The following is a 25,857-nucleotide window of genomic DNA, read 5'->3' on the forward strand; positions in this document are numbered from 1 at the left end:
AGCTGCGGTACAGCTGCGGAACGATGTAGAGCAAATTCGTATTGGTATTGATAATATCGTAGCCGAGCTCCACGGCCTGCTGAGCGCTTCCGTACGGCTCATACCAGATGTCCATCGTCGCATTGTTGCTGACCGGCGTCGTGCCGTCGTATGCGGACAGACTGCCCCATAGACGGGCGCGTTTGCCTTTGCTGTTAATGTGGTTAAGGAGCATATCAGCGTACCTGCGGAACGCCTCCTTGTCGTCGCCGAAATATTCATCCGTGCCGACGTGCACGTCCGGGCCGACGAAGGTCGGATTGCTGCCGTCGAGATACTCGTCAAAGAGTGCTTTAATGAAGTCGAGCGTCTCTGGACGATTGATATCCAGCTGATTGTTGCTGCCCAACCGGGAATCGTAGGCAATGAACGCGCCGGAGTGGCCCGGCGTATCAATCTCCGGCACGACGTTTACGCCGTATTCCATCCCAAGCAGCTGCAAGTCTCTGAATTGCTGCTTCGTATAATAGCCGTCCTTGCTCGTCACTCCCGGAAATTTCTCGCTCTCCAGACGGAAGTAACCGACATCGCCGACATCATCGTTCAGGTGAATCTGGAACCGGTTCATCTTATAGTAGGACATCAGCTTGACATAGTCCTGCAAAAACTCGATCGTATAAAACTTGCGGCCGACATCGAGCATAAAGCCCCGATCTGGGTATTTCGGATAATCGCGCGATTGCCCTTTAGGCATCGCCTTATGATCGGCAACGTGGCCGAGCAGCTGCAAGATCGTTCTCGTGCCGAACATGACTCCCGTCTGCTCGGACGCAGCAACAGAAGCATACTCGCCGATATTCAGCTCATATCCCTCTTTCCCCAACCCCGCTTGCGCGGCATCCAGCATCAAATAGATATCTCCCTCTTGAGGAGAACCAACCTCAACTGTCAGTGACAACTTCGTTAAATCCAACAAGTCCTGCTGCAAAATGTCAGCCGTCCCCCGCAGAGCCGCTTCATCATCTGCGCGAATGACGATTTTGGATTTGTCCGACAAGCGGAACTCGCCGGTTGCGCCCAGCCACTCACGCAAAGAAGGAATGACGCGCGGCTCCGGGTTCCGATCGCTCGTCTGCTCGTAGAGACCGGGTACGGTGACTAGCGCATTATCCGTTAAGAGATATGTCGGATCGCTATCGCTCTGGATTTGGAGCAGCAGCTGAACCTGAGTATCGACAAGCGGCGCATGAATATTGCCCTGCACGTCGATCACCGGCAAGCTGTCCGTGTTCACCAGCGTCAGCGTATAACCTTCCGGTACAGCGGGCAGATTCAGCAGGGTGTCCCCTTCGGAAACGACGATGCTGTTTTTCACCGCGTCCATGATTGGCTGCAGTTGCGGTCTGCCTTTGTATACCTCGAATTCCCAGAAGGAGTATCCGTAATAAACGCCCTCAATAGGACGTCGCGTTTCCCCTTGAAACTTGACGTATTGCGCCACTGTCGGCTCGAAATCGATCGTATCTTCACCCGGCCCGGACGCGACGAGCACGCGGTTGTCCGCGAATACGCTCCGCCAGGATACCGCATCGTCGGATACAAGAATTTGATATTGCTCCGCCGGAGTCTGCCAGTTGATGATTACTCTTCCGATTTCTACAGGCTCGCCCAGATCAACGTAAAACCACTGATCGTCCGTTCTTTCCGAAGACCAGCGGCTTGCATGTTCGGTGCCCCCATCGACCGCTTTCTCAGGTCCGAAAAAATCCACTTCGTTCGACGACGAATAAGCCGTCTTCCCTAGAGCCATATTCCCTGTTGCGGCATTGGACCTCTCCGAAAGGGTGGTCACCATAATGAAAGCGGTAACAAATATAACAAAAAAAATAACCCTCTGCCGTAAACCCACGAATATCCCTCCCTTTGTCATTTGCACGAATTACCACAAGCAACCCGCATGACCTTCCATGCTATTTGCTGCGGCAACTTCATTATAAGTAGAGGGCAATGAAGCATCGATATACATGTGTTTACATTCTATATACAAATGTGGACATTTGGCCTTCTACGGTGAATCAAGGCTAAGCATGCCAGTATTTCGATCATAACTGGTGCGCTTCCACTAAACTCGGACATTAGTACTATTCGAGTCTCGTTAAATAGAAGTGGCTTTTCTTCATGTTATGGAATATCGAATCCTTCTATAGATTCCATCAGTTTGAAATATTCCTTTATATAATTCGGGTTTAAGGCACATAAAGAAACGCATTCGAGCAGCTTGTTCGATTCTAATTCTGAATCGTCAACGACGATTCAATAATTCGCCTTCAAGCTTCTGACCGCCTTTCATCGGAGTATTCGGAACAGAACAAATTGAACCGCCCTGCCTTCGACAGAGGACAGGGCGGTTGCTTTGCTTTAAGGAAACATAATGGTCTGCGGAGCATGCTCGCTTTCGAAAAAGTCGCAACGCAGCCAAAAAAATATCTTAGTGTGGCCAATTGTGTGGCCACGACTAAAAAATCTATTTTTCAAGAAGTGAGGACACAAGCCAAAAATGTTACGTACGCAAAACCGAAACGTACAGAGAGAAACAAAAATAAAAAAACCTTTTACGTAAGGATTTATCGGCATTTTGGTGGAGCTTAGGGGGATCGAACCCCTGACCTCATCGCTGCCAGCGATAGAACTGCTTTCCGATGAGATCCGATTAAAACTGCTGAAGCCTTTTCCTGTCTAGGTTTTCACAATTATCTTAAAGGTCTTATTTAATGTATCTTTCACATTTCACAAGCGATTCTTCGATCAATTCAGATTGGAGAGTAATCCTGCCCGTTGCCTTAATGAAATTGCGTGGAAATATAGTTAGACGCTTATCTAATCGGCAATCGGTACAAGTTCTTGTCTTCGAATAGGGACAAAAACTTGTACCAATAAATCAAAAAAGCCGCTAAATTAGCGACTCTCAATGGGGCTTTGTTCTTGTCCTCCGACATATGGTAAACCTTTTTCCCATATGCCCCGCCGAGTGATTTGCACTAACGGTACCCTATTCCGAACCACTCCCGCTGCAGCCTCCGGGCTGCAGCAAGGGACGTAATTGCAATGCGTTACGGGAAGCGTCTAGGTGCAGGGTCTGACGCGCTATGCGTACTAGCGAGCGATTCTAGTCGGGATTACTATAAATTTTACTGGGTTTTTGATCGATACTGCGTCTTGGATTTGCTCTTGTTCAGCTTACTCACGTGGAATAGCTCCTATCTTGTATAACCATATTAAATAGTGTCAACGGAATCTCCGAAAAAAAGACTGAATATCAGGGATTAGAAGATCCGGTGCATCCATTGCGGCAAAGTGGGTTCCGCGCTCAAATTCTGACCATTGCACAATATTCGTGTTGTCACGTTCAGCAAAGCGTCTTATAGATTTGAAATCATCTCCGAACACGGCCACTGCTGTCGGTGTCGTATTCGGTCCCTGCGGCTCCTGACTTTGGCTGTGCGCGTTCTCATAATACAAGCGAGAAGATGATTCCGCCGTATTGGTCAACCAATACAAGGTGACGTTCGTCAGAAATGCATCCCTGTCGATAAAATCCACATGGTCACCAAAGCCACAAAATAAATCGGCAATCCAAGCAAGCTGACCTGACGGCGAGTCTGTTAGCCCATAGGAGAGTGTTTGCGGGCGTGTGGATTGAATCGAATTAAAGCCTGCCCGTTCATGGAAATTGGCAAGGAATTGAAGTTTTCGCTGATCTTCTTCCGTTAAGTCAGCCATCTCTGCCGGATCTCCGGAAGGGAACGAAAACAGCTGCAGTACATGAATGCCACGAAGACCCTCCGGCTTCAGAATGCCGAGTTCTCTGGATACAAGTGCACCGCAATCGCTGCCGTGGGTACCGTATTCCTTATATCCCAAACGCTTCATTAAGACATCCCATGCTTTTGAAATACGAGCGATATCCCATCCCGATTCAAGAATTGGCCCTGAAAACCCAAATCCAGGAACGGAAGGAATGACTAGGTGAAACGCTTGAGCCGGATCGCCACCGTGATTGCGCGGATCGCTGAGCGGACCGATGATTTCCAAGAACTCGACAATCGAGCTAGGCCATGCATGGGTAAGCAGTAGTGGAAATGCGTCTGGTTCTGGCGAACGAACATGTAAAAAATGAATGTTGGCACCATCGATGTTCGTAGTGAATTGAGGATACTCATTCAGGCGAGCTTCGAATTTACGCCAATCGTATTCTTTCTCCCAATAGAGTGCTAAGTCTTTCACATAATCCAGCGATACCCCATATTTCCAGCCCGCTTCACCTACCTTTTCCGGCCAACGAGTCCGAGATAAACGATACCGAAGGTCCTCAAGATCGTCTTGCGCTACGGAGATACGGAACGGCTGAATTTCTGTGCTTTCCTCGGAAATAATAGGTCTTGTATTTGTCATGTGAACTTCCTCCTTTAAATGTTTGTTTTGCTGATATACTTATAATAATCCATGAACTCTGACTACATTATGTCAGGGTTCATGGGTTAATAACCCTTTTACAAAGCGAATTCAATTCAATTACATCTGCTCTCCTCATGCTAACGCGTTAAACTATGGGCATTAAATCATATACACCACATATTGGAAATATCCTGCCCGTTGGTTGAGAAAAAGCAGCCGACCCAAAAGCCGGCTGCCTCTTTATGTCTTCAATGAGCTATCGTTACCCGTTATTTGTTCATTCCAGTAGTTCTTCAACCTCTCATATTAAAAAAGAAGCCACGGAATAAGCGGACTTTGTAAAGCAACGAACCCGAGTATATCTAGTCTGAAAAACTAACATCACAGATTAGGTCGCTAATTCTTATTCGAATAAAGCAATAAAGCCGCCTCTCGGCGGCTTTTTGTTCACGAGCTCTATTGTTTTTCACATGATTCGTTTTTTATCCACTGCCTCTTTCAGATCTCGGGTCAATTTTTCAGGTTCGTCATATCCCTAGAAATGCAGGAAGAACAGCCCGCGGGGTTCGACCAAAACATAAGTGTCCATTTTCTTACTTTCCACAAGGAATGATACTCCGGTCGGTTTGCCTAGGATTCTCATCTATTCAACCAAACCTAACTCTTCATATTCTTTACTAGAAACAACACCATTTGGAATAAGGTGATGATCCCTCTGATATTTCTTAAGTGACTCGGTTGTATTGAAGCGGAACTTCCCGTCGCATTCCCCATTGTAATATCCTGCACTTTTTAGTCGGGATTGAATAAGCTGCACATCTCCACCAACATCCCCTTCAGCTAAATCCCTCGGGTTTTGATTGTCTTCTCCAAGTACATGACCGTATATCGTTACTTTGGTCCCAATCGGAATTAATTCGTACAGTTCAATGACATCCTTGTTATGCATTCGGATACAACCATGGCTAAGGTGTTGACCAATTGAATAGGGCTTATTCGTACCGTGAATTCCAAAATTGCCCCACGGTACATTTAATCCTATCCAACGTGGACCAAATGAGGGTCCCCAATTGGTTCCTTTATATTTAACTCTAAAATCTCCAACTGGAGTCGGTGTTGAAGGATTACCGACTGCTACAGAGTAGGTCTTAATTATTTGTCCATGTTCTCGTACAAGTAATTTGTGACGCTCAGGGTAAATAGCAATCTCAAGATTGCTTTGGTCATGTATAATCGGCAAGACAGGAGTAGTTGAATGAAATACTCCTAGCATTGTCAACATGATTAGAATAAATTTTGGATTAGTTGGTATCATGTATTTTCACCATGTTAAGTTAATTTCATATTGATCAAACATTTTTATTATTTAATCAATAACGCGATTATATACAGTTCATTTTTGTTGATTTCCTCCTTCCTATTCCTAAAGTTAAATTATTACATTTTAATGAATCCTGAGTATTCTTGAGATCCTGATTTCTCGATGACATTTCAGGGGTACTGTGGCAATTCATTCAGCTAGCCACATCGATAGTTATCCGGGAGCTCTGATCTTATAGGTGCAAGCATGTAGGGCATTATGTCGGTTCAATTAAAAGTTAGGTAGTTTCGGATTATTCTGCTACTGATTTTTCCAGAGTGAAAAAACGGCGGAACCCCTCACCCCGTTCAAGCAGTTCCTCGAGACTGCCCATTTCAACTATGTGTCCTTCTTCCATGTATATGATCTGATCATATAAGCTTAGTAAGTCTGGATTCATGTTATGGGTGATCGTGATCAATGTTAGGTCCGGGACATCCAGCAGCCTCTTTTCGATTTCATAAGCAGTCTGCATATCCACAGCCGAGGTGCCCTCGTCAAGAATTAGAATCGGCATGTTTCGAATCAGCGCCCGCGCAACAGCTATTCTTTGGCGTTGGCCTCCGGAAAAGTTGGAGCCGTTTTCTCCGACGGCAGACGACAACCCGTTCGGCAGTTGCGCAATCAATTTGTCAATCCCGCTCATTTGAACGGCAGACTGGATCTCTTTCTCTGAAAAAGCCTCATATAAGCAAATATTCCCCCGTATGTCTGTATCAAACATGTACACCTGCTGATGGATGGTCGATGTCAATTTCTGTAAGCGGTTCTTATCCAGCTGTTTGAGCTCGATACCGTCATATGTAATCGTTCCATGGTAGCCCGCATAGCAGCCTGATAGCAGCTTGACCAGCGTGGACTTGCCACAGCCGCTTGGTCCGACGAGCGCATATTTTTTACCCTTAAGCACGATCAGATCAATATTTGAAAGCACGCTCCTCCCCTCCTTATAGGCAAAGCCTAACCCGGCAGCCTGCAGTTTGTCGTGGAATCTGGGTTCGATCTCCCCTTTGAAAGAGGCTTCCTCATAATCAGCCAGAGCATCGATTCGCTTCACTACCGGCTTGACACCCTGAATTCTTGGCATATTCTGCATGATCATCATGACAGGGCCAACAAACCCGTTACTTAGTTGAACAAGAGCGACAAGACTTCCTGCTGACAGTTTGCCTGTAAGGATCAAGAAGGCGGCGATGAAGACGACGGCAAATTGGGTTAAGCTGCCGAGAATTTCGGACACGCCTTCATTAAGGGCAAGCGTGCGGTCAGCCGAAAATTTGGTGTTGGCGGCAGTTTCGTTCTCTTGCGCAAATTTCTTTTCCACATGGTTGCCCATGGAGTAAGACTTAATGACCTCGTAGCCGGAAAGCATATCTTTAAGCCTTGAAGTGAATACAGACATTTGTGAGGAAACGGCTATTTGTCTCTTTTGCAGGGCCTTACCGAAAAGGGAAGGAACCGTGAACATCAATATCATGCAGCCGACCAGAATCCCAGTAACCAGCGGACTGAGAAAAAGCATGATGAGGAGGGATGCGACAAAAATGATGATGTTCTGCAGCGTGATCAAAAGAGGCTGGACATAGTTTTCTTCGATTAGCTTGATATCGTTGGACAGGGCGGACAGATAGTCAGACGTATTGGTATTCGAGAATTCTTCAAAATTTCTTCTTAGAATCCCCCGAAATACTCTTTCCCGTAGAGTTACCGTCCAGCCCCGAATCAATGCCTTGCTGCAGATGGAATACAAATACCCAAAAAGGCCCAGCAAAGGTACATAAATGATGGAGAAGATCAAAGTTTGTTGAAAAAGCCCCATGTCGCCTTTTACAGCGGCATCAATGATTCTCTGCAGTAATATAGCGACAAACACGCTTCCTGACGAGACAATGAGGCTAAAGCACACGGTAAGCGTGATCAGTCCCTTATTCTTTAATAAAGCTTCTCTCATAGCTACTCCCCCAATAGTTAGATAACTTTCTAATTTGTAATACAAGGATATAACATACATAAAATATTTGTCAAATGCATTAGATAAATATCTAATTACAAAACAAAAAAATCTCCCTCTTCTATGAGGGAGATGTCTAAAGACAGCACAACGGGTCAGAGCAGAAACTGCTCTAAATCACCAAGGAAACTCTTAATTTTTTCTTGGTCAAGGTGGTAATACACTTTTCCGTTCTTCTTTTCGATCGCGACCAATCCACAAGCGAGCAGTACATTCATGTGGTGGGACATAGTAGCAGCCGTCAACCCCAGATGTTCGGCGATTTCGAGATTGTATTTCGGACTGGTTTTGAGGGAAGCCAGAATTTGTAATTTACTCTTGTCCCCCATCGCCTTTAGTCTGAGAAGAAGCAAGTCCTCGGAGCCGTCATTCTTTGTATTCTGAATCGGCAGTGCATCGACCAAAAGGCCGTAATAACAATAATCCCTGTACAAGATCTGACTCAACGGCATGATCAAGGTTGGATATACACAGGCTTTTTGGTATTCGAATACCTCAACAAATTTAAAAAAGTGGCCCCCCTCTTGCTTTTGCACAGTCTGTCGATGCTTTTGTATAAGTTTGTCCAGCGGTTTCTGAATCTCCAGCCGCGCCCGTTCAAATGCCGCTAGGTGACGATTCACAATAGCCGTCAGCGTCTGAATCCGCTCGAGGGGATCGTTTACCAGGATCATTAGCTTCCATTTCATTTTTTCATCGAAAGGAGTTTTGTCCAAGAAGGAAATGATCTCATCTAGTGTTTGTATGTTTTCAAGCCGGAGATTCTCAGGTAAAGCCGCATGGACTTCCTCATCTCTGGCAATCAGCTCTAGCATCTCGAGTCGGACTGCCTCTTCACGCATCATATTGGGTGCGGTCATCCAATTTGGATTCTCGCATACGACGCGAACGAGCATATGGAAAAATTGGTCGTCATCATCACCAAAGAAAAACTCAGCTTGTTCATCCCATTCCCTATGTTTTAAAAAGGCTCGAATGAATTGGTCAAACGATTTCAAATGCTTATTATAAAATATTTCTCCATCCACACCGAATTTATTGAGTTCACTAATGCTTGCTTCTTTGACCTTATCGGCATGTCTACTATGATACAGAAGACCTAGCGTTTCAAAAACCGGATCTAGTTCGAATTGAAAATTAAGATTCATGGCACCTCCAGGTACATTTAAGATTCGGCCAATATCTAATATATTATATATGCATGGAATTCGGTATTCAAGTTTCCCTGCAGGTCAAATAACCTGTGGGGATTTATTGTTGTTTAGATTAAGTCAGGGAAACGAAATGGACTCACTAGATGAGGAGCAACAGCTCTATCCACCATTCACCTCTTTTGCAAGCTTCAGTACCGATCGTTAGCTCAACAAAGGGAGCCGATATCGTTTACGGCAGCCTTCTTGTCTTCTTGAACTAACGTTTCCCGTTGGTTGAATTGTCTCACTTACTTCAATGCATCTAGATGAGAGATATCGTTAAGGAAATGTACAATACGTTGCGTCGCAGTTATTTCAATAAGATGAATTGCAGTATCACCACTTTTAAACCAAAACTCCTTTTCAACAGGCATCTTAAAAAATGAACGAAGTAGACAATTTATCACACCTCCGTGTGCTACGATAGCAATCCTTTCATATTTTGAGGATGTTATTATTTTTGAAAAAATGCTTTCTATCCTCATTCGAAATTCGATTGCTGATTCCCCATTTTCGACTCGTTCATGCAGTTCTTTGGGGGGGGGAAATTTTTTTGCTTCTTCAAAGGATAAGCCTGCCAATATCCCATTATTATGTTCCATTAAGTCATCTTCAAATTGGATGTCACACCCAATCGTTTCAGCAAGTGTAGATGCAGTTTCTTTTGCCCTTTTTAAGGTGCTTCCCCAAATGAAATCGGGAGGAAATTGTGTTTTTACTTTATCAGCCATCAATCTTACTTGTTTCCGACCTAATTCAGTTAGTGAAAAATCGGCTCGACCTTCATGAACTCTCAATATATCAGCTTCAGATTCACCATGACGAATCAAAATAATTTGCATATGTAATACGCTCCCTTCAATAAATTAAATTACAAACCCAAACTACTCGCTATTTTAACAAATAGTGGATACTAGGATAGAGAGAAAATATTACGCTATCCTGCCTATATGTTGAAAAAAGACAGCTGACTAATTAGCCAGCTGTCTGTATGAATTACCTTTCAATGTCCTTTTGAAGCTCTCGACACAATTTTATTCCGATTATGACTTTAAGCAGACTTATGCTTGGTTAAGTCACCCATGATTGTGAAATAAACTATAAGTCTGCCTAAATGCACTTTATGCTTCTAAATACTCATGGCAAGTTTATGCTTCCTTTAAGCTTGTGCGGTTTCAAGGTTCATCTCCTCGGACTTAACCGATTGTTCTGCCATGAGCGGCTCTGTCCCGGAAAGCCCGGTGACTCAACAAGCCTACCAAGAGCGCTAGCATGGTCAGGCCGGCCGCGAACAGGTAGAGGTTCACAATCCCGATGTATTCGGCAAGCGAAGCCATGCCTAGCAGCGAAATGCAAAATACTAGATGCATAAGTGAAGCTTGGGCAGATAACACCTTGGGCAGCAAAAGTTTGGCTACGCTGTGCTGAATTAAGGTGCGCCGGTTAATAACGGAGAGCTCCGCGAAAGGCCCCATCAACATAACGAAAATAAGCGCAACGTAGGGCTCTGTATTGAGCGCGTAAAGTGCGGTCAGAACCCCATAACCGGCCATGCCGATCATCATCACCGCTAGATAGCGGTTACCTATGGCCCGTGCTAGTGCCAGTACCAGCAACCCACCACCTATGGTCCCTGCAAAATAAGCGGCATTAATAAATCCCCACCATTCTTCGCCTTGTCCAAGTGCAACTTGAACGAAAGCAAGGGTAAAGGCGCCTACCCAAATCGAAGCGCCAAGCATGTCGATGATGTCCATAAAGGTAAGCACCCGCAGGCGAGGCGTTTTCCATATCATTTTCCAGCCTTCGGTTAGAGTATGCCATCTGGATGTGCCAAGTGCCAATATTTTGTCAGTGGGCGCATCCAATTCCTTGTCTCCAAGTTCCAATTCCGTAGGTTCTTTGACGCCCAGCGTAAATACCGCGGCAAAACCATAAATAACAGCCGTCAGCAACAACGTAGGGCTAGCTCCCATAAATGCAACGACGATGCCACTTAATCCCCAGCCTGCGAATTGCACAATCTGATCGCTGACGCTAATCAGTCCGTTGGCTTTAAGCAGACCTTGCTCACGCATTACTAGACGTGGTATAAGTGCATTTCGGGCCGGGTTTGTCCATCCGTCGAGAAAGGACATCACAAATACGAGTGAAAATACCAAAACAAGCGATGAAGCCTCTCCGCTAAGCTGTAAATAAACGGCTAGGCAAACGAACAGCAGGAATTGCCCCACTTGCGACAATAAAAGAAGATTGGACAACTTGAAACGATTGATCAGCAGAGGCGCAATCAGGCTACTCAGCATTTGAGCCCCACTGCGCATCAGCGGCATCAGTGCCGCAGATACGAGAGAGTCGGTCCGATCAAGGACCAGCACCGTAAGCGCCATAATGTAAAGCACATCAGCTGCATTCGCCGCGGTTTGGGTCGTCCACAGGAAATAAAAAGGACGGGTCAAATCTGATGACTTCATGAAAGGTTTTTCTCCATTTTTTAACAAGTTACCTTATTAAACTAATAATAAGAGTTATTCAAAAAAATATTTCAATAAAAATAAGATTACGGTAATTAAATAGGTTTTACAACAAGAAACAGGAAAAAACAAAATATAAGTAAGCAGCAGCAAGTTCTCGAACGGTTTACACAAAATATTTCATATAGATTCGTAACTCATGTAGAACAAAAGGATGCCATAATTCCGGCATCCTCTTTCTGCTATCTATTTAAACCGTCCTGCCCTTTAGCTTGATGAAATTGCATGGAAAAATAATTAGATTCTTGTCTAATCGGCAATCGGTACAAGTTCTTGTCCTCGACTCTGGACAAGAACTTGTACCGATAAAACTGAAAAGCCGCTATTTTTAGCGACTTTCAATGTGACTATGTTTTTGTCCCCCGACATGTCAGTATTATTTATATTTGTCGGATGGTTACCCTTTTCGGCTATTCGCTTTACACAGAAAAAAACAGTCAGACCTAATATGTAAGGTCTGACTGTTGCAATTATTCACCTGTCAATTCATCATTCATTCTTTGTATTTCAAATAGATATCAATAGCGGCCTATCCAACATCAATTTCGGCCAAATGTTAAAGAATATGCTTGGTCAACTGATATAATTTTAGTGCGTCCTTCTTGCTAAGCGTTGGGAGATCGAGATCAACGGGCTTGGTTCGGTCCCAGGCGATGAGGGGCTGGGATGGAGGATTATCCATCAGCTTAATGATCGGTTGAATACTCCTCTCCACCGGCTGTGCGAAGAGCTTGCCCATAACGCGCAATATTCCCTTGAAAGGCTGGGCCAAATGATTCGTACCGCTATGGGTATATCCGGGATGGTTAAGTATGAAACGTGTCTTCCCGGTCTTGTGGTTCTCAGCATACGCAACCCCCAGCAGATCATTCGCCCGTCCTCCCTGCAGAGTCGCCTTCAGCAGACCATACCCCTGTTGAAGTGTAAGGTCATCGTAGTGAACGGCTCCCTTCGTCATTCCAGTGCCTCCGATGCTTACAATGACCGGATTGATCCCCCTCTCCAACAATTCCGTTAAACCATAACTCAGAATAAATCGGCTGACATAATAGAGCGCAAAAGTGCTTTCAAAACCATCCGGAGTCAATTTCCGTTTAGGAAATTGTTGCATCGCTGTAAGCACCAGTCCGTCAAGCGATGCATGGTGTTGTTGAACCTCTTGAATGACCCGGCGGTTCTCAGACAATGACAATAGATCAGCTTGAATAAAGGATGCCCGTTCTGCGGCGCCAAGTCGTGCAGCCTCGTCTAGAAATTCCTTACCCCGGAGACGGTTGCTTCCTGTCACCGTCACTCTGCTGCCCTGGCGTAAATAGTAAATGGCGAGCCCTTTGCCCATCCCGGAAGTACCTCCTGCTACGAATAAGTCCTTCACCTTCCCACTCTCCCACATATGAATTAAGCTATTAATGTTGACTAGACAACAGTTGTCAATTACCATATTAATAGTAATCTCCAATGCGAATCAATCAGCAAAAGAGCAGATCTGTTGTGTAGACAACAATAGATCCAAATTGTATTCTTCCCGGCTACAGGTCGCGAGACAAGGAGATGGTGAGGGATGGGTATAGTGAACCCGAATGATCCTCGCGCAAAGCGAACGAGGAAATATATTCAGAAAGCATTTACGGATTTGCTTGTAGAAATGGACTTCGAAGACCTCTCGATTCAGGATATTATGGATCGTGCTGAACTGAACCGAGCCACCTTTTATAACCATTATCAAGATAAATATGAATTGCTTGAGTTAACCATGACCAGCGCATTTACGGAGATTCTATCAACACGGATTCCTCCCGGTACGCAAATGCAGGGCACAGAGCTGTTGCGCAATCTGATGCTGGCAGTCTGTGAGTGGCAGATTGAAACGACGAAGCAGCTGAATGCACGGCGAACCCTTTCGCAGGCGATGGAGGACAATGCCAAGCAACAACTTTACAATGTCATCATCTCTTGCATGGCGCATGTCAAAGATCTACCGGCGGAAGAGCAGCGTAGAATGGAATGGGTAGCTACGATGATCAGTTGGTCAATTTATGGGGTGGTTGTGAAGTGGAGTCAACGGCAGGAAGAGCCGGTGGAACAATTCATCGAGCATGTGCTGCCCTTCCTGATGTCGAACTTGCGTACGCTTAATCTGCAAGACTCACAAGAGTAGTCGAGGTAGTCCAAAAGGATATTTAAGTCTATCCACACCCCCTATTTTTTGCCGGCGCGTATGGTATTGTTCTCCGTGACTAATCTTCAACTAAACTGCTTGCATGGAAACATAGTTAGATACTTATCTAATCGGTAATCGGTACAGTAACTTGCCCTTTTCCCTCTTAGATTTTCTGTGACCGATAAAACAAAAAAGCCGCTATAAAAGCGACTTTCAATGGGACCACGTTCTTGTCCCTCGACAGATGTCTAATGACCTTATCACCTTTCAGCCATTACGGTGGTGATCGTTGTGGAGCACCGTGTGTGACAGGTCCTCCCTCCCGTCATCTTTAGCGTCAGCATTTGAGCAACTAAGAGATATAGAAACAGCGGCATTGTAGGACACAAATATCCTAGAATGCCTCTGTATGATTCATACTATAAACACTCCCCCGCCAGTATAACAATGCATCATCTCAGCAGTTCCCGAAGGAGTTAATGTACAATGAGGACTGGGCAACTTGATAACTGCGAAACCTTGTGGCTGACACTTCCAAGCATCATTCCTCTTACGCCCCTTAGCCCACGGCTTCCGATAATAATAAGTTGCTGCTCGGTTTCCCTTGCATAATTCAATATTTCATACCCAGGATCTCCCTTAAGATGAACAGTTTTCGGGTTAATCCCCGCAGACTTTAATTTAGATTTGGCTTGGTGCAACTGCTCCAAACTCGCTTTTTCCATTTCGTTCAGTAGGTCTTCCAAAAAATTCTCTGGTACATATGTCATTCCGTTCGACACATAATCCTGGCTGACATTTACCAAGGTAATTTGAGTTTGTTTATTATGGGCTATTTCAACGGTTGCATCAAGGAGTTTGTTCGTTATTTCACCTTTATCAATGGCCACCATAATTTTGTCAAACATAGTGATCATCCTTTCCGTGGCAGCTGGTAACTATTTCGGCTACCTACAAAACGATTACTTGCTGCTCCTATACCTACTAAAAAGAGTAAGACCGAAGCCCCTAGCAGAATGAAAAGCGGCAGGTTCCAACTATTTGTCGCATCATGCAGATATCCTATAAGGGCTGGACCGATTGCGGCAAGAAGATATCCGATCGATTGGGCCATGCCAGACAGTTCCGCTGCTTGATGCGCATTTTCAGTACGTAACCCGAAAAACATCATGGACAAACTAAAGGCGAAGCCTCCACCAATTCCGAGTAAGATGATCCACAACAGAATGATATGGGAGCTCCCGTAAAGAAGTCCGAGCGTTCCCGACAGAAGCAAAATGGTTGTAATGACCACTAACAAACGTTGGTTAGACATGCGCCCAGCAATTACGGGGACAATAAAGGTAAATGGAAGCATGGCTAACTGCATGATCGAGAGGTACCATCCTGATTGGTTGGAGTCAATTCCTTGCTGCTTTAAAATTTCAGGCAACCAAGCGATCAACACATAGAAAACCATGGACTGTATACCCATAAACAAGGTTACCTGCCAGGCAAGCGGAGATCGCCAAACATTCACATCGTAGCTGACCATCCTTTGACTCGTCGTGGCTGTTTGTTTTGTTTGATTTCTTAATTGGGGTATCCAACAGAGGATCGAAACAAAGCTTAGAATCCCCCATATTCCCAATGCTCCCTGCCATTTTAGACCTGCGTTCACGGCTAGCGGTACACTGATTCCCGATGCGATTGCTCCACATAAATTCATTGAAATGGAGTAAACACCCGTCATGGAGCCAATTTTATTTGGGAAATCCCTTTTGATTATACTTGGCAATAATACATTGCATACGGCAATTGCGAATCCAAGAACAGCTGTCCCAATAAACAGATTAAGTGCGCCAGATAATGAACGTATGACTATACCAGCAGTCAGAAAGATTAGAGCAATCAAAATGATACGCTCAACCCCATATCTTCGTCCTAATTTTGGTACTAGAGACGATAATAAAGCAAAGGCGAGCAAGGGTACCGTTGTGATCAGGCCTGCTAATGTATTTGAAATATGAACGTCATCCCTTATAAGACTCACTAAAGGACCGACTGAGGTTAAGGGAGTACGTAAATTAGCTGCAATAACAATAATGCCGAGAATGATTAGTCCTATTGAGGATTGCACGAATTTTTTATTATGTTTTTTCGGCATTCTTCTTTTCTCCTTCCTGAAATCATACTAATTATTTGTTTCTATATGAGAATAACATCCGCGCGAACAACAAAAGTATATTATAATATATTAAAATAAACAATAAATATTTTTTAATATACTAAAATACATCTAAACAATAAAAATACAACTCTGAATTCCCGTTAAGGGATTCGGAGTTGTATTTAATAAGTGGATTTTTCGACTTTTAGAAACCATATTTTAAGGATATATGGAGCACTGTTTCGCTATTCGTATGATTGGTATAAGAGTGAGGACAGTCCGCACGAAAACTGATCGTATCATATTGATTCAATGTGTAAGTCTCTCCATTGACTTGTATCTCAATGGAACCAGCCATTACTGTCGCAATTTCAGTTGTATTCTCATGATGACCTTCTGGGTAATACGAGCTATTTGGCTGTAAGTATGCCCGACACATTTCAATATCGTTGCTTTTAAAGATTGGTTCAATGATCCAATTTTTTTCATCATTAGAAAACCGTAATCCTTCGCCTGCTCGATACAAGCTAACAGGGTTCTCTGATTTGAACAAAGCCAATAGCGGTAAAGATATGCCTTTTGAAATTTTCCATATAATTGCCAAAGTTGGATTTGTCTCGCCACGTTCGATATTTCCCAGAGTAAGTTTGCTTACGCCCGTCAATTCCGATAAGTCGTCTAAGGTCATGTTTTTTTCTTTTCTGTACTTTTTCAATGCACCGCCGATTTGTAATACAATTTGTTTTGATTCATCGATTTCATCCATTTGATATTCACCTCAACAAAAAACTATATAGCTAGTATATTGTTTATCTAGATTCTTTTCCATACGATACCACGTGTAAGCCCAGCGGATTTCCATACTTCCCTAACGCACCTAAATTGTTCACAAGTTCAATATTTAATAAAATCCCGATAAAAGTTGAGGGTTAGTTTTGTCGGAATTCCTGTAGCCTAATTAGGATAGTCACGGCTGCCTCCACTTTCTTTAAAACGCCGGCGACAGTCGAGATCTGTATCGTCCCACGCTATCGGGTATAAAAAACAGAGCCATCCCTCCAAATAGGACTTCGCTCTGTTTTTATATTGGATCCGCCAACATTTTCTGAACATTATCGGTCATCAGTTTTGAAATGCCAACACGTCCTTAGCGTTTATTTACGTTAAATTGTGGCTCCACCAGTCTTTTATCGTTAAGCAAAATCGCAATCAGTTTGATAGTTGATTTTCGTTTTGAACGGTGCGTTTTCCATAAGCGCAAAGAAAGACGCGTACGCCTTCGGAGATGATACGTTTGGTTTGTTCCTCCTCCAAATTTCCTGCTTTTATCGGTTGATCAAATACCAATAAAAACGTTAAGGCAGCGAAGTGCTTTGTAGCCATTACAGGGTCTGGTACATCGAGCAGTCCGTTTTGTCCAAACTCGGTAAACCTCCTGATAATCCCCTCTTCCGTTGCGTTATCCAGCTTTTCTAAAAACGAGGCTGGCAGGTTGGCGGCTTCCATTGTAACCAGGCGAATCAGAGCGCTGTAATCGGACGAACCGTTCGCAGAAGCTACGAATTGTTCGCAGAATAAGACGAGCGCCTGCTCCAGATCCTCGAATTCCCAGAGGTAGTCTGATATCCCTTGCTTGATCATGTCCAGAACCGCCCGACTGGTTTCTTCCACAACAGCAAGCAGCAAGTTCTGTTTGTCGCCATAATAATCATAAACGGTCCTTTTGGAAACCCCCGCTTTAGCTGCGACCGCATCGACGCTGGAGCGATCAAACCCATCTGATAGAAACAGTTCTCGTGCCGCTGCAATAATTTTAGCTCGTTTGTCTGAAGAGCCTTTGCGGTATTTTTTTGTTTTCCGTATTATCCATGCTTACGTTTCCCCCCTACAGGTATACTATCAAAAATGAGTTCCACTTTACAAACTACACTGCACGGTGTAGTATAATCAATGCAACGTATCAAAATCAATGATCAAGGAGGATTTTATCCATGAAAACCGTGCAGTCTTTTGTTGATGTTCTCATTGTCGGGGCCGGACCAACAGGGCTTACACTTGCCTGCGACCTTGCCCGTCGAAACGTCGACCATCGTATTATTGAACGAAGCGCCTTATATAACGTAGCGTCTCGCGCCAAAGCAATCCAGCCCCGCTCGCTAGAGGTCGTCGATGATTTGGAGGCCGTTCGTTACATTATTGACACAGGTGTCGTGGATTTGCCTGTTCGTTATTATACCGCAGATGGCAGGAGTGTGGATAAGCCGGCGATTACCGTTGCAGCCAGCGCTGAACTCGAGACACCCTATCGTGATCCGGTCTGGATTGCTCAATTTGATGTGGAAAAAGCATTGCGCGACCGCTATGCGGTGCTTGGCGGCCAAATCGAGTTAGGCTTAGAAGCTGTATGGCTTGTTCAGGATTTGGATGGTGTAACGGTAACCGTGAATACACCGCAAGGAGAAGAGCAAATTCGCGCTCGTTATGTAGTCGGCGCTGACGGGGGCAAAAGCAATATCCGCAGGTTTATCCATTTGCCGCTGGTTGGAGAAACACACGATCAGGAGCGATGGTATCTTGGGGATGTACGATTGGAAGGGGAAGGCCTGGATCGTGACCGTATCCATATCTGGACCTCTCCGGAGGGGATGGTCGGGGTGACGCCGATACCAAGATCCGACATTTGGCAGCTGCAGGCTACCATTCCGGCAGACATCGAAGAACCAGAGCAGCCGACGCTAGAGGTGTATCAAGCCATGTTTGACCGTCGCGCAGGAGCCGGACGTGTTCGGCTTACGGATGCCTCCTGGCTGTCCATCTATCGGATCAACGTCCGCATGGTTGAATGTTACCGCAACGGCCGGGTTTTCCTTGCCGGCGATGCCGCTCATGTTCATTCGCCGGCCGGCGGTCAAGGCATGAATACGGGGATGCAGGACGCATACAACCTCGGATGGAAGCTGGAAGCCGTCGTTCGCGGAGCTGACACCGCCTTGCTCGACACGTACGATGAGGAGCGCCGCCCCGTAGCTCAAGCCGTGCTCGAGGACAGCACGAAAAAAATGGGAGGGGTCGTAGAGACGGCCACTGAACGCGGAGCGTTATCCCAATCCTTGAGCACCATATCCGACGATCTGACGAGCGGACTTCTCATTTCCTATCGGTCAAGTTCTCTTACCCACCCGTCTGTTCAACTGAATGTTACCCGTTCATTGCCCGGGGATCGTGCTCCTAATGCCGAGGGTCTGCAAGGTTCAGGGTTTGCAGGAAATGTATTTGACCTGTTGCGCGGCCCACACTGGACGCTTTTGGCTTTTGTAAACCGCACAGATCATCTTTCTTTGGAGAACTTCACCTACGACGAACTCCATGTGCATTGCATCCTGCCATCGCATGTGGAGGGAGCGGAAGGCATAATCGACGCAGCAGGGAATGCCTATCGAATTTACGATGTGGCAAGCGAAGAACTCGTATTGATTCGTCCCGACGGTTACATCGCACTGCGTACCTCCATTGATGATACCGTATCGATCTTGAATTACTTGAATTTCATTTATCGCGAAAACTGATTTGGAAAAACCGTCGGCGTTCTTTTACAACATCTCAGGTGACCGCTGGCACTATTAATGAACTGAGTTAAATTGATGATACGGGAAGGACTGTTTTTTATGGAAGAAATTATTCGAACCGTTAACCTGACAAAGCAATACGGAAATAAAGTCATTGTAGATCGCGTTTCGATTTCCGTTAAAAAGGTGAAATCTATGGATTCCTGGGGTTGAATGGCGCAGGAAAAACGACAACCATTCGAGCTCTTCTTGGAATGAGTAAGCCTTCTTCCGGAGAAGTGTATTTGTTTGGTCAGCGCTGGGAGAATGGGAATCCCAATTTGTCGAGACGAGTAGGTTATATGGTGGAAGTTCCTTATGCCTACCCTAACTTTACGGTTAGGGAAAACTTGAGTTTGATGGCCAGGTTGCGAGGATTACCGGTTCCGAGGGCAGTTAACGAAATTATGGAGCAATTGAATCTGACCCAATATGCGGATAGTAAGGCAAGAGATTTGTCACTTGGTAACGCGCAGAAACTTGGATTGGCCAAAGCGTTAATTCATAAGCCGGACGTTCTGATTCTTGATGAGCCAACCAATGCGCTTGATCCAGCCGGAATTGTCGAGATAAGGGTAATGCTGAAAGCTCTAGCTTCTCAACAAGGGGTTACCGTGTTTATCTCGAGCCATATCCTTGAGGAAATGTCCAAAATGGCTTCTCGAATCGGCATTATTCACAAAGGCGTATTGCTTGAAGAACTGACAACAAAAGACTTTGAAACCATTCGCCGAAAGCAGTTGATGATCGGGGCGAAGGATACTCGGAAGGCTCAAGCTATTCTTTCAGACTCCGGGTATGCGGTACATTCGACTTCGAATAACTGCCTTGCACTACCGGATGATCATGCCGTGAAGCATCCCGAACATATTGCGAAATTGCTTGCTCATCACGAAGTGCCGCTCACCATGCTTAACGTTGAAGAAGAGAATTTGGAACATTATTTTCTCAAAGTAATCGGAGCCCAGGAGGGAAAACGAAAATGAGACCATTGTTGACAGCCTGTAGCGTTGAAATTTACAAATTGCGTCGATCCTTTGTTTTATGGGGCACGCTTCTGTTTATATTGTTTGTCATTACGTTGTTCTTGGGGCAGCCCGATTGGCCTTCTTTTTTTGAACGGACTGCGTTTTTGTATGCATCCGTGTTTGGGCTGCTGGGGTTTGGATTGGTGACAAGCTGGACATTTGGCCGTGAGTATTCTGAGCGGACGCTCAAAGATTTGCTCGTTTTGCCCATATCGCGCGGTAAAATAGCGATTGCCAAATATGTCGCAATTATTTTCTGGTGTTTTGTAATGATGTTGATTAGCTTTGCTTATGCCTTAGTACTTGGTTTTGCTATTGGACTTCCTGGCTTTTCGTTTGCGATTGTACAACATTATTTATTCCTAATACTTATCATTGGCTCTCTCCACCTATTATTAAGTGCCCCTCTTGCCCTATTGGCCTGTATATCGCGCGGTTATCTTGTGCCGATCGGCTTTGCTTTTACAACTTTGATGTTGGCATTGGTATTCGGGTCTACTACCATTGGCACGTATCTGCCCTGGTCTGTACCTGCTTTGCATTTGGAGGAAAACGGCGTCGCATCATTTCCCTTGGCAGGAATCAGTTATTTTCTGGTATTTATAATTGGCCTGGCAGGCTTCATTGGGACGGTTAAATGCTTGCAAAACAGGGAGCAACGATGATTTACTAGAAAATACTTCTGCATAGAAATACATTTGGAAGAAAATGATGCACGCTCAATGTGCCTTCTAACTCTTAGAATCGCTTCATATTTTCACCGAACTAAGCCTGGGTGTAAACGGGGCGCATCCGTTCAAAATTAGAATTAATCATCCGAAACGTATACGGCTAGACTCTAAATCTAAGTTTACACTTTTTCAGTTTTAAGGAATAAATAACGACAACCGGTCATGTTTAAAAACTTAACGTATATTTTCGTTAAAATGTTGGCGGTCCCCCAATAAAAGTTTTCTGGACCGCTGCAGCTCCTTCCGCGCTGACATAGGGTCGGCAGTAGATCCGCCCAAGAAATGATCGTCGTATCGCGGTCAAGATGGCCGGAGCTCAGGAATGGCAGATGCTTGGCTACGAAAGAGCGTTCACCACTCTAATATATGCCCAGCTGCGAGGTGAGCAGCGCAGAGAAATATATCGCCGGTATTACACTAGAAGTTGATTTCCCGTATCCATTGCACATAAGCCGGATTCCTTAGCGTACGGAATTTCCGGCTTGTTTGAGGATATTTTCGCTTAGCGTACGTTTTCCGCGTTTTGTTGGCGAGACCCAAGTTGTGATTGTACAATTAACAGCATTTCTTTTGTGTCATAATCATCGTTCCCCTTCCTTTCACCGTTGTTCTTTTGATACCTATCGTATTTTTAGCGACTTTATATGGGACTATGTTCTTGTCCCCCGACAACATTGTTTACATCTCCCTGCTCTTAACAAAAGTATAGCTATACTAAGTTTTCATATCGCAACTATTTGTGCAGAATTAAGTTTCCTTGGAGAATTCATGTCGTCCGAATATGTGACGGATGACATTAGGCCTTCAGTAACTATTCCCACCCCCTAAGACATGTGACCTCCATAATATCCACCTCAAAATAGAAATCAATATTTCGCATACATGAAATTTGTTGTAATTATGTAAATGAACGATGAATTGGAAATGATATGAATGTGTAATGTTTGGAAACTACTTCTTGATTGGTTCTGTTATTTCTCTTCTTAGCAAGGCGATTTCATGTTTATAGGGAGGGTTCTTGTATTTAATTGGTCCGATAGATGGGGTTTCAAGAAGTTTGGGCAATTCAGATAGCTGAGGATGATGGACAATATAGTCCAAAGAACGCAAACCTATAAATCCATGACCGATATTCTCATGCCTATCCTTACGAGATCCGCGCTCATTCTTGGAATCATTAATGTGGAGTACTTTTAATCGTTCTAACCCAATTATGCGATCAAACTGATCAAGAACGCCATCAAAGTCATTGATAATATCGTACCCAGCGTCATGAATGTGGCAAGTGTCAAGACAAATTGAGAGACTCTCATTATATGTTACTCCGTCTATAATACGTGCCAGCTCCTCAAAGCGATAGCCACATTCCGTTCCTTTTCCAGCCATCGTCTCTAACGAGACTTGAACCTTATCATCTCGTGTTAGAACTTCATTAAGACCTTCAATTATCTTATTAAGTCCTTTCTCTAACCCCACACCAACATGCGATCCGGGATGCATAACAATCTGTTTGGAACCTAATGCTCTTGTTCGTTCTATTTCATCGTGCATAAAGGCTATGCTGTGGCTGAATACCTGGTTATTTACTGAATTGGCCAGATTGACCAAAAAGGGGGCATGAACAATGATATTGCTGATTCCATGCATTTTCATATGTAAATGACCCTCTGAAATATTGTAATCAGAGATTGGTTTTCTTTTCGTATTTTGTGGAGCACCGGTGTAGACTAAGAATGTATTTGCACCATAGGAAGCAGCTTCTTTACTGGCTTTAAGAAGCATCTCCTTTCCTCCCATGGATACATGACTACCGATAAGCATCTTTATCCCCCCCCTCCGTGAATATGATTAGTTTTTACTGGTAGAAGGAATTTATTTATCTGATTTTTGACCATTGGTATTTTGAATGGCGAAATTCGTCTCGAGGATGCCGTGGTATTTTATTCAACTATCGTTCCTCATCAAAGGTAATTTACCTACCATGCCGATGTTTGTAACCCTATCGGTCTCTTTCTATATGATTTAACTATGTAGACGGATGACAAGAACTTGATAACATTCCCCCTTCTTGACTTTCATAGGATTCTGTAGATACAACAAAATTCAAACCATAAAAAAAGCCGCGTAAAACGCGGACTTAAATGGATATGTATGATCTTTCCTCTAACAAAAATACTATGCAAGTGGCAATAAACTTTCCTATCTATTATTGAGCCCGCTATCGTCCTTAGTCGTGCGATTGTAGACGACGGTTTCTTTGGTGCCGTCCGCGTATTCCAGGTCAACTTCGTCGATACGTATTGAATCCAAAGCACCTTGATACGTGAAGAGCTCAAACACACCGAGTTCTAACCCCGGTATGACCGGACCGACATATTGAAGATTGAATGAGTTCTTTCCGGAGTGCTCATCATACGAAGGGTCTCCTACGGGATTAAATGTGCTGACCTTCACGGTATAGTAGTTGATCGTTTTGCCGGTCAAATTATCGACGAGCCACGTCAGCGTGATACCGTCCGCTGAATTGACACTGTATCTGAACTCTCTTGGGTCACTGAAACGATTTTCCGCTGTCACTCGGGTAGCTTCGGGTTCGTCGTTGGCCGTTTCGTTACCTCCTTGATTCTGAGCCGTGGAAATCGTTGCGCCTTTTTCGCCATTTCCGTTGGAAGGCTCGTTTTCGGCATCCACTGTTTGCCCAGCTTTAACTATAGTTGGTTCACTCCGACTATAACCCAAGTCTTCCGAGAAATACACACCGCAGCTGAACGCGATGATAATAGATATTAGAAAAGATAAAAAGATATTCAATTTTTTAGCCATGCTGATGTCCTCGCCTTTTCCGTTATTTGTTTTATAATAACAGATCTAGGTCCAATAGGACAGACAGAAAGTAGTAATATAGAACTATGATTATACAGTAAGACCTAACTCGCAACTCCTTGTCCCTACTTCTTACATGCATTCTTTATTATGAATTCCTGCGAATCGTGAATCTTCCTCTTCCATATCTCCATTATTAGAATCTGATGTTATCAAAATCCATATCGAGATCCTTTCACGATAAACTGCCCGTTACATCTATAAGAAAAGAGGAGCCACATCGCAGCAAGCTCCTCTGCTATCGTATCCCGTTTGTTTAAGGCGGCAATTGGTAGCTAACGTGCCCATCGCCATGCGACTACCGTCCTCTTCTTCGAACAAGAGAAGCATACCAAGGTTTATCAGCATGAAAACTAATCACTTTGTATCCGTCAAAATTAGCTTTTAAAGTAAACTGAACTATATCCGAGTATTATTTGTTCGTAACTTGTTCCTCTAGTATGAACTTTTCTTGAGGATAAGAGTTCGATTTCCTCAAAGGTAAGCTATGCTTTCTATCGATGAGAATGTATCAATTCCTGCTGTCTGCTTAATATATGATTGAGGCAAACTTAGAAATTTAAAGCGATTTCGCACGCTTGTTGTATCGCCTTTACTTTAGTCTCGGGTTCCTGATCGGTTTTTGCAGCCATTCCCTCAACAAAAATCCCCTCAAAACTAGGAATCCCCACGAAATCCATAATGACTTTCAGGTGGCGATGACCCATTTCTAGATCTGCATCATCTGAGCCTGGTGACAAGAAGCTACCGCTAGCTTGGATATGGACGGCTTTTTTATCACTCAACAAGCCGATTCGGCCAGTATCTGGTAAATATTCGAAGGTCTTGCCTGCTATACAAATGGAGTCAATGTATGACTTCATAACGGGTGGATACGAATAATTCCAAACTGGAGTAACAAATACATATTTATCTGCAGCAACAAATTGATCAGCCAATTCATTGATTCGGCTCAGCTTCGTTTTCTCTGCTTCCGTCAATTTTTCAAATGTAGTGCCCGCCTTCAGTTTGTCCCATCCGTTAAAAACATCAGTATCAAGTTGTTGTATATCCATTTTATATAGATCAAGATGAATTACCTCATCATTCAAATTGGCAGATCGATAAGCCTGTACAAACTCATTACCTACTAACATGCTGTATGATTTTTCATGATCGTGTGGATTTGCCGTAATATACAAAACTGTTGCCATGATGACAATACCCTCCTTCAATATTTGCCCTCGGAAACTGTTACGATCTGCCTTGTAGAGACGTTTAGTCTATTCCAGAGATTGGCCGTAGCAATCCCGGCGATCAGCGTGGCCAATGCCTGCACATCGAAGTGTCGGGCTGCCTCGTTAAAGATCTCATCCGACACTGGGTCCACTCGGTCATTGAGTCGGGTAACAGCTTCACTGAGCGCAAGTGTAGAACGCTCGGAGTCATTGAAGTATTGCGTCTCACGCCATGCCGACACGGCCAAAAGTCGCTCTGCAGATTCACCTGTCGCCAATGCATTACGCGAATGAAGTTCGACGCATACACTATCCCCATTAATTTGGCTTGCCCGAAGATATGCGAGAAAAAGCGTGCGCTTGGGAATACCTGTTTGCTCTGCGGATTCAAATAGGGCTTTGCCAAGGGCTTGTAAGGCTTGAGTCGCATCGGGTACGATCGTGGCAGGACTATCTATTCTTGATTTCAAATGAAACACTCCTTTAATTAAGAGTAGAACCGGTTTTGGCTCTCCAATATGCTGACGGATCTGACCTGGGGATGTGTGACA

Annotated in this window: 20 protein-coding genes and 1 pseudogene; 4 read left to right on the forward strand and 17 right to left on the reverse strand. The window is 44.4% G+C overall.

The genetic code is table 11. The annotated features are described in order from the left end of the window. From HMPREF9412_RS21350 to HMPREF9412_RS21385, 8 genes are all read right to left on the reverse strand, one after another. The coding region (locus tag HMPREF9412_RS21350; protein WP_009593843.1) for a family 20 glycosylhydrolase at window positions 1–1,888 on the reverse strand (1,888 nt) is incomplete at its 3' end. 1,376 nt (window positions 1,889–3,264) lie between these two features. Next, window positions 3,265–4,431 carry an epoxide hydrolase family protein gene (locus tag HMPREF9412_RS21355; RefSeq protein ID WP_009593889.1) on the reverse strand — a complete coding sequence of 389 codons (1,167 nt, stop codon included), beginning with the start codon at window positions 4,429–4,431 and terminating at the stop codon, window positions 3,265–3,267. A gap of 646 nt (window positions 4,432–5,077) precedes the next feature. Continuing rightward, a complete protein-coding gene (locus HMPREF9412_RS21360) occupies window positions 5,078–5,716 on the reverse strand; it encodes a L,D-transpeptidase family protein (RefSeq protein ID WP_254664093.1) in 639 nt (212 codons plus the stop codon). A gap of 331 nt (window positions 5,717–6,047) precedes the next feature. After that, entirely contained in the window at window positions 6,048–7,745 is a 1,698-nt protein-coding gene (locus HMPREF9412_RS21365) for an ABC transporter ATP-binding protein (protein WP_009593850.1), read from the reverse strand. Between the two features lie 155 nt (window positions 7,746–7,900). Next, window positions 7,901–8,953, reverse strand: a complete 1,053-nt coding sequence (locus tag HMPREF9412_RS31775) for an ArsR/SmtB family transcription factor (RefSeq protein ID WP_009593883.1) — start codon at window positions 8,951–8,953, stop codon at window positions 7,901–7,903. A gap of 293 nt (window positions 8,954–9,246) precedes the next feature. Continuing rightward, window positions 9,247–9,840: a histidine phosphatase family protein gene (locus tag HMPREF9412_RS21375; protein WP_036673005.1), complete on the reverse strand. Its 594-nt coding sequence runs from the start codon at window positions 9,838–9,840 to the stop codon at window positions 9,247–9,249. A gap of 354 nt (window positions 9,841–10,194) precedes the next feature. After that, a complete protein-coding gene (locus HMPREF9412_RS21380; RefSeq protein WP_009593847.1) occupies window positions 10,195–11,472 on the reverse strand; it encodes an MFS transporter in 1,278 nt (425 codons plus the stop codon). Between the two features lie 616 nt (window positions 11,473–12,088). Beyond that, the gene (locus HMPREF9412_RS21385; RefSeq protein WP_139084038.1) at window positions 12,089–12,907 is read right to left on the reverse strand and encodes an SDR family NAD(P)-dependent oxidoreductase; all 819 of its coding nucleotides are present in this window, start codon (window positions 12,905–12,907) and stop codon (window positions 12,089–12,091) included. Between the two features lie 186 nt (window positions 12,908–13,093). Between HMPREF9412_RS21385 and HMPREF9412_RS21390 the strand changes: the two genes are divergently transcribed. Further along, a complete protein-coding gene (locus tag HMPREF9412_RS21390; protein WP_009593888.1) occupies window positions 13,094–13,690 on the forward strand; it encodes a TetR family transcriptional regulator in 597 nt (198 codons plus the stop codon). Between the two features lie 479 nt (window positions 13,691–14,169). On the opposite strand, the gene HMPREF9412_RS21395 is transcribed toward HMPREF9412_RS21390, so the two are convergent. The 5 genes and pseudogenes from HMPREF9412_RS21395 to HMPREF9412_RS33700 all read right to left on the reverse strand — a co-directional run. After that, window positions 14,170–14,601: a universal stress protein gene (locus HMPREF9412_RS21395; protein ID WP_036673008.1), complete on the reverse strand. Its 432-nt coding sequence runs from the start codon at window positions 14,599–14,601 to the stop codon at window positions 14,170–14,172. A gap of 5 nt (window positions 14,602–14,606) precedes the next feature. Beyond that, window positions 14,607–15,839, reverse strand: a complete 1,233-nt coding sequence (locus HMPREF9412_RS21400) for a CynX/NimT family MFS transporter (RefSeq protein WP_009593859.1) — start codon at window positions 15,837–15,839, stop codon at window positions 14,607–14,609. Between the two features lie 208 nt (window positions 15,840–16,047). Further along, window positions 16,048–16,608: a helix-turn-helix domain-containing protein gene (locus tag HMPREF9412_RS21405; protein ID WP_036673013.1), complete on the reverse strand. Its 561-nt coding sequence runs from the start codon at window positions 16,606–16,608 to the stop codon at window positions 16,048–16,050. A 443-nt stretch (window positions 16,609–17,051) separates the two neighbouring features. Then, window positions 17,052–17,483 carry a TetR/AcrR family transcriptional regulator C-terminal domain-containing protein gene (locus tag HMPREF9412_RS21410; RefSeq protein WP_217492368.1) on the reverse strand — a complete coding sequence of 144 codons (432 nt, stop codon included), beginning with the start codon at window positions 17,481–17,483 and terminating at the stop codon, window positions 17,052–17,054. Between the two features lie 90 nt (window positions 17,484–17,573). Beyond that, a pseudogene (locus HMPREF9412_RS33700) lies at window positions 17,574–17,708 on the reverse strand (TetR family transcriptional regulator); the annotation flags it as partial. 125 nt (window positions 17,709–17,833) lie between these two features. Here HMPREF9412_RS33700 and HMPREF9412_RS21415 point away from each other — a divergent pair. From HMPREF9412_RS21415 to HMPREF9412_RS21425, 3 genes are all read left to right on the forward strand, one after another. After that, a complete protein-coding gene (locus tag HMPREF9412_RS21415; protein WP_009593865.1) occupies window positions 17,834–19,408 on the forward strand; it encodes an FAD-dependent monooxygenase in 1,575 nt (524 codons plus the stop codon). 209 nt (window positions 19,409–19,617) lie between these two features. After that, complete coding sequence (locus HMPREF9412_RS21420; RefSeq protein ID WP_009593845.1) at window positions 19,618–20,433, forward strand: ABC transporter ATP-binding protein; 816 nt, start codon at window positions 19,618–19,620, stop codon at window positions 20,431–20,433. Continuing rightward, window positions 20,430–21,140 carry an ABC transporter permease gene (locus HMPREF9412_RS21425; RefSeq protein WP_009593890.1) on the forward strand — a complete coding sequence of 237 codons (711 nt, stop codon included), beginning with the start codon at window positions 20,430–20,432 and terminating at the stop codon, window positions 21,138–21,140. The genes HMPREF9412_RS21420 and HMPREF9412_RS21425 overlap by 4 nt, the downstream gene beginning before the upstream one ends. A gap of 1,017 nt (window positions 21,141–22,157) precedes the next feature. Here HMPREF9412_RS21425 and HMPREF9412_RS21430 read toward each other — a convergent pair. The 4 genes from HMPREF9412_RS21430 to HMPREF9412_RS21445 all read right to left on the reverse strand — a co-directional run bounded on the left by HMPREF9412_RS21430 (window position 22,158) and on the right by HMPREF9412_RS21445 (window position 25,776). Then, complete coding sequence (locus tag HMPREF9412_RS21430) at window positions 22,158–23,027, reverse strand: deoxyribonuclease IV (protein WP_009593862.1); 870 nt, start codon at window positions 23,025–23,027, stop codon at window positions 22,158–22,160. Window positions 23,028–23,405: 378 nt separating this feature from the next. Next, window positions 23,406–24,029, reverse strand: coding sequence for a hypothetical protein (locus HMPREF9412_RS21435; protein ID WP_036673017.1), 624 nt, complete (start codon window positions 24,027–24,029; stop codon window positions 23,406–23,408). A 611-nt stretch (window positions 24,030–24,640) separates the two neighbouring features. Further along, window positions 24,641–25,282 (reverse strand): NAD(P)H-dependent oxidoreductase, encoded by a 642-nt coding sequence (locus tag HMPREF9412_RS21440; RefSeq protein WP_009593842.1) that lies wholly within the window; start codon window positions 25,280–25,282, stop codon window positions 24,641–24,643. A gap of 17 nt (window positions 25,283–25,299) precedes the next feature. After that, entirely contained in the window at window positions 25,300–25,776 is a 477-nt protein-coding gene (locus HMPREF9412_RS21445) for a carboxymuconolactone decarboxylase family protein (RefSeq protein WP_036673018.1), read from the reverse strand. Window positions 25,777–25,857 lie beyond the last annotated feature (81 nt).

The organism is Paenibacillus sp. HGF5, assembly GCF_000204455.1.
Lineage (GTDB): Bacteria > Bacillota > Bacilli > Paenibacillales > Paenibacillaceae > Paenibacillus_AQ > Paenibacillus_AQ lautus_A.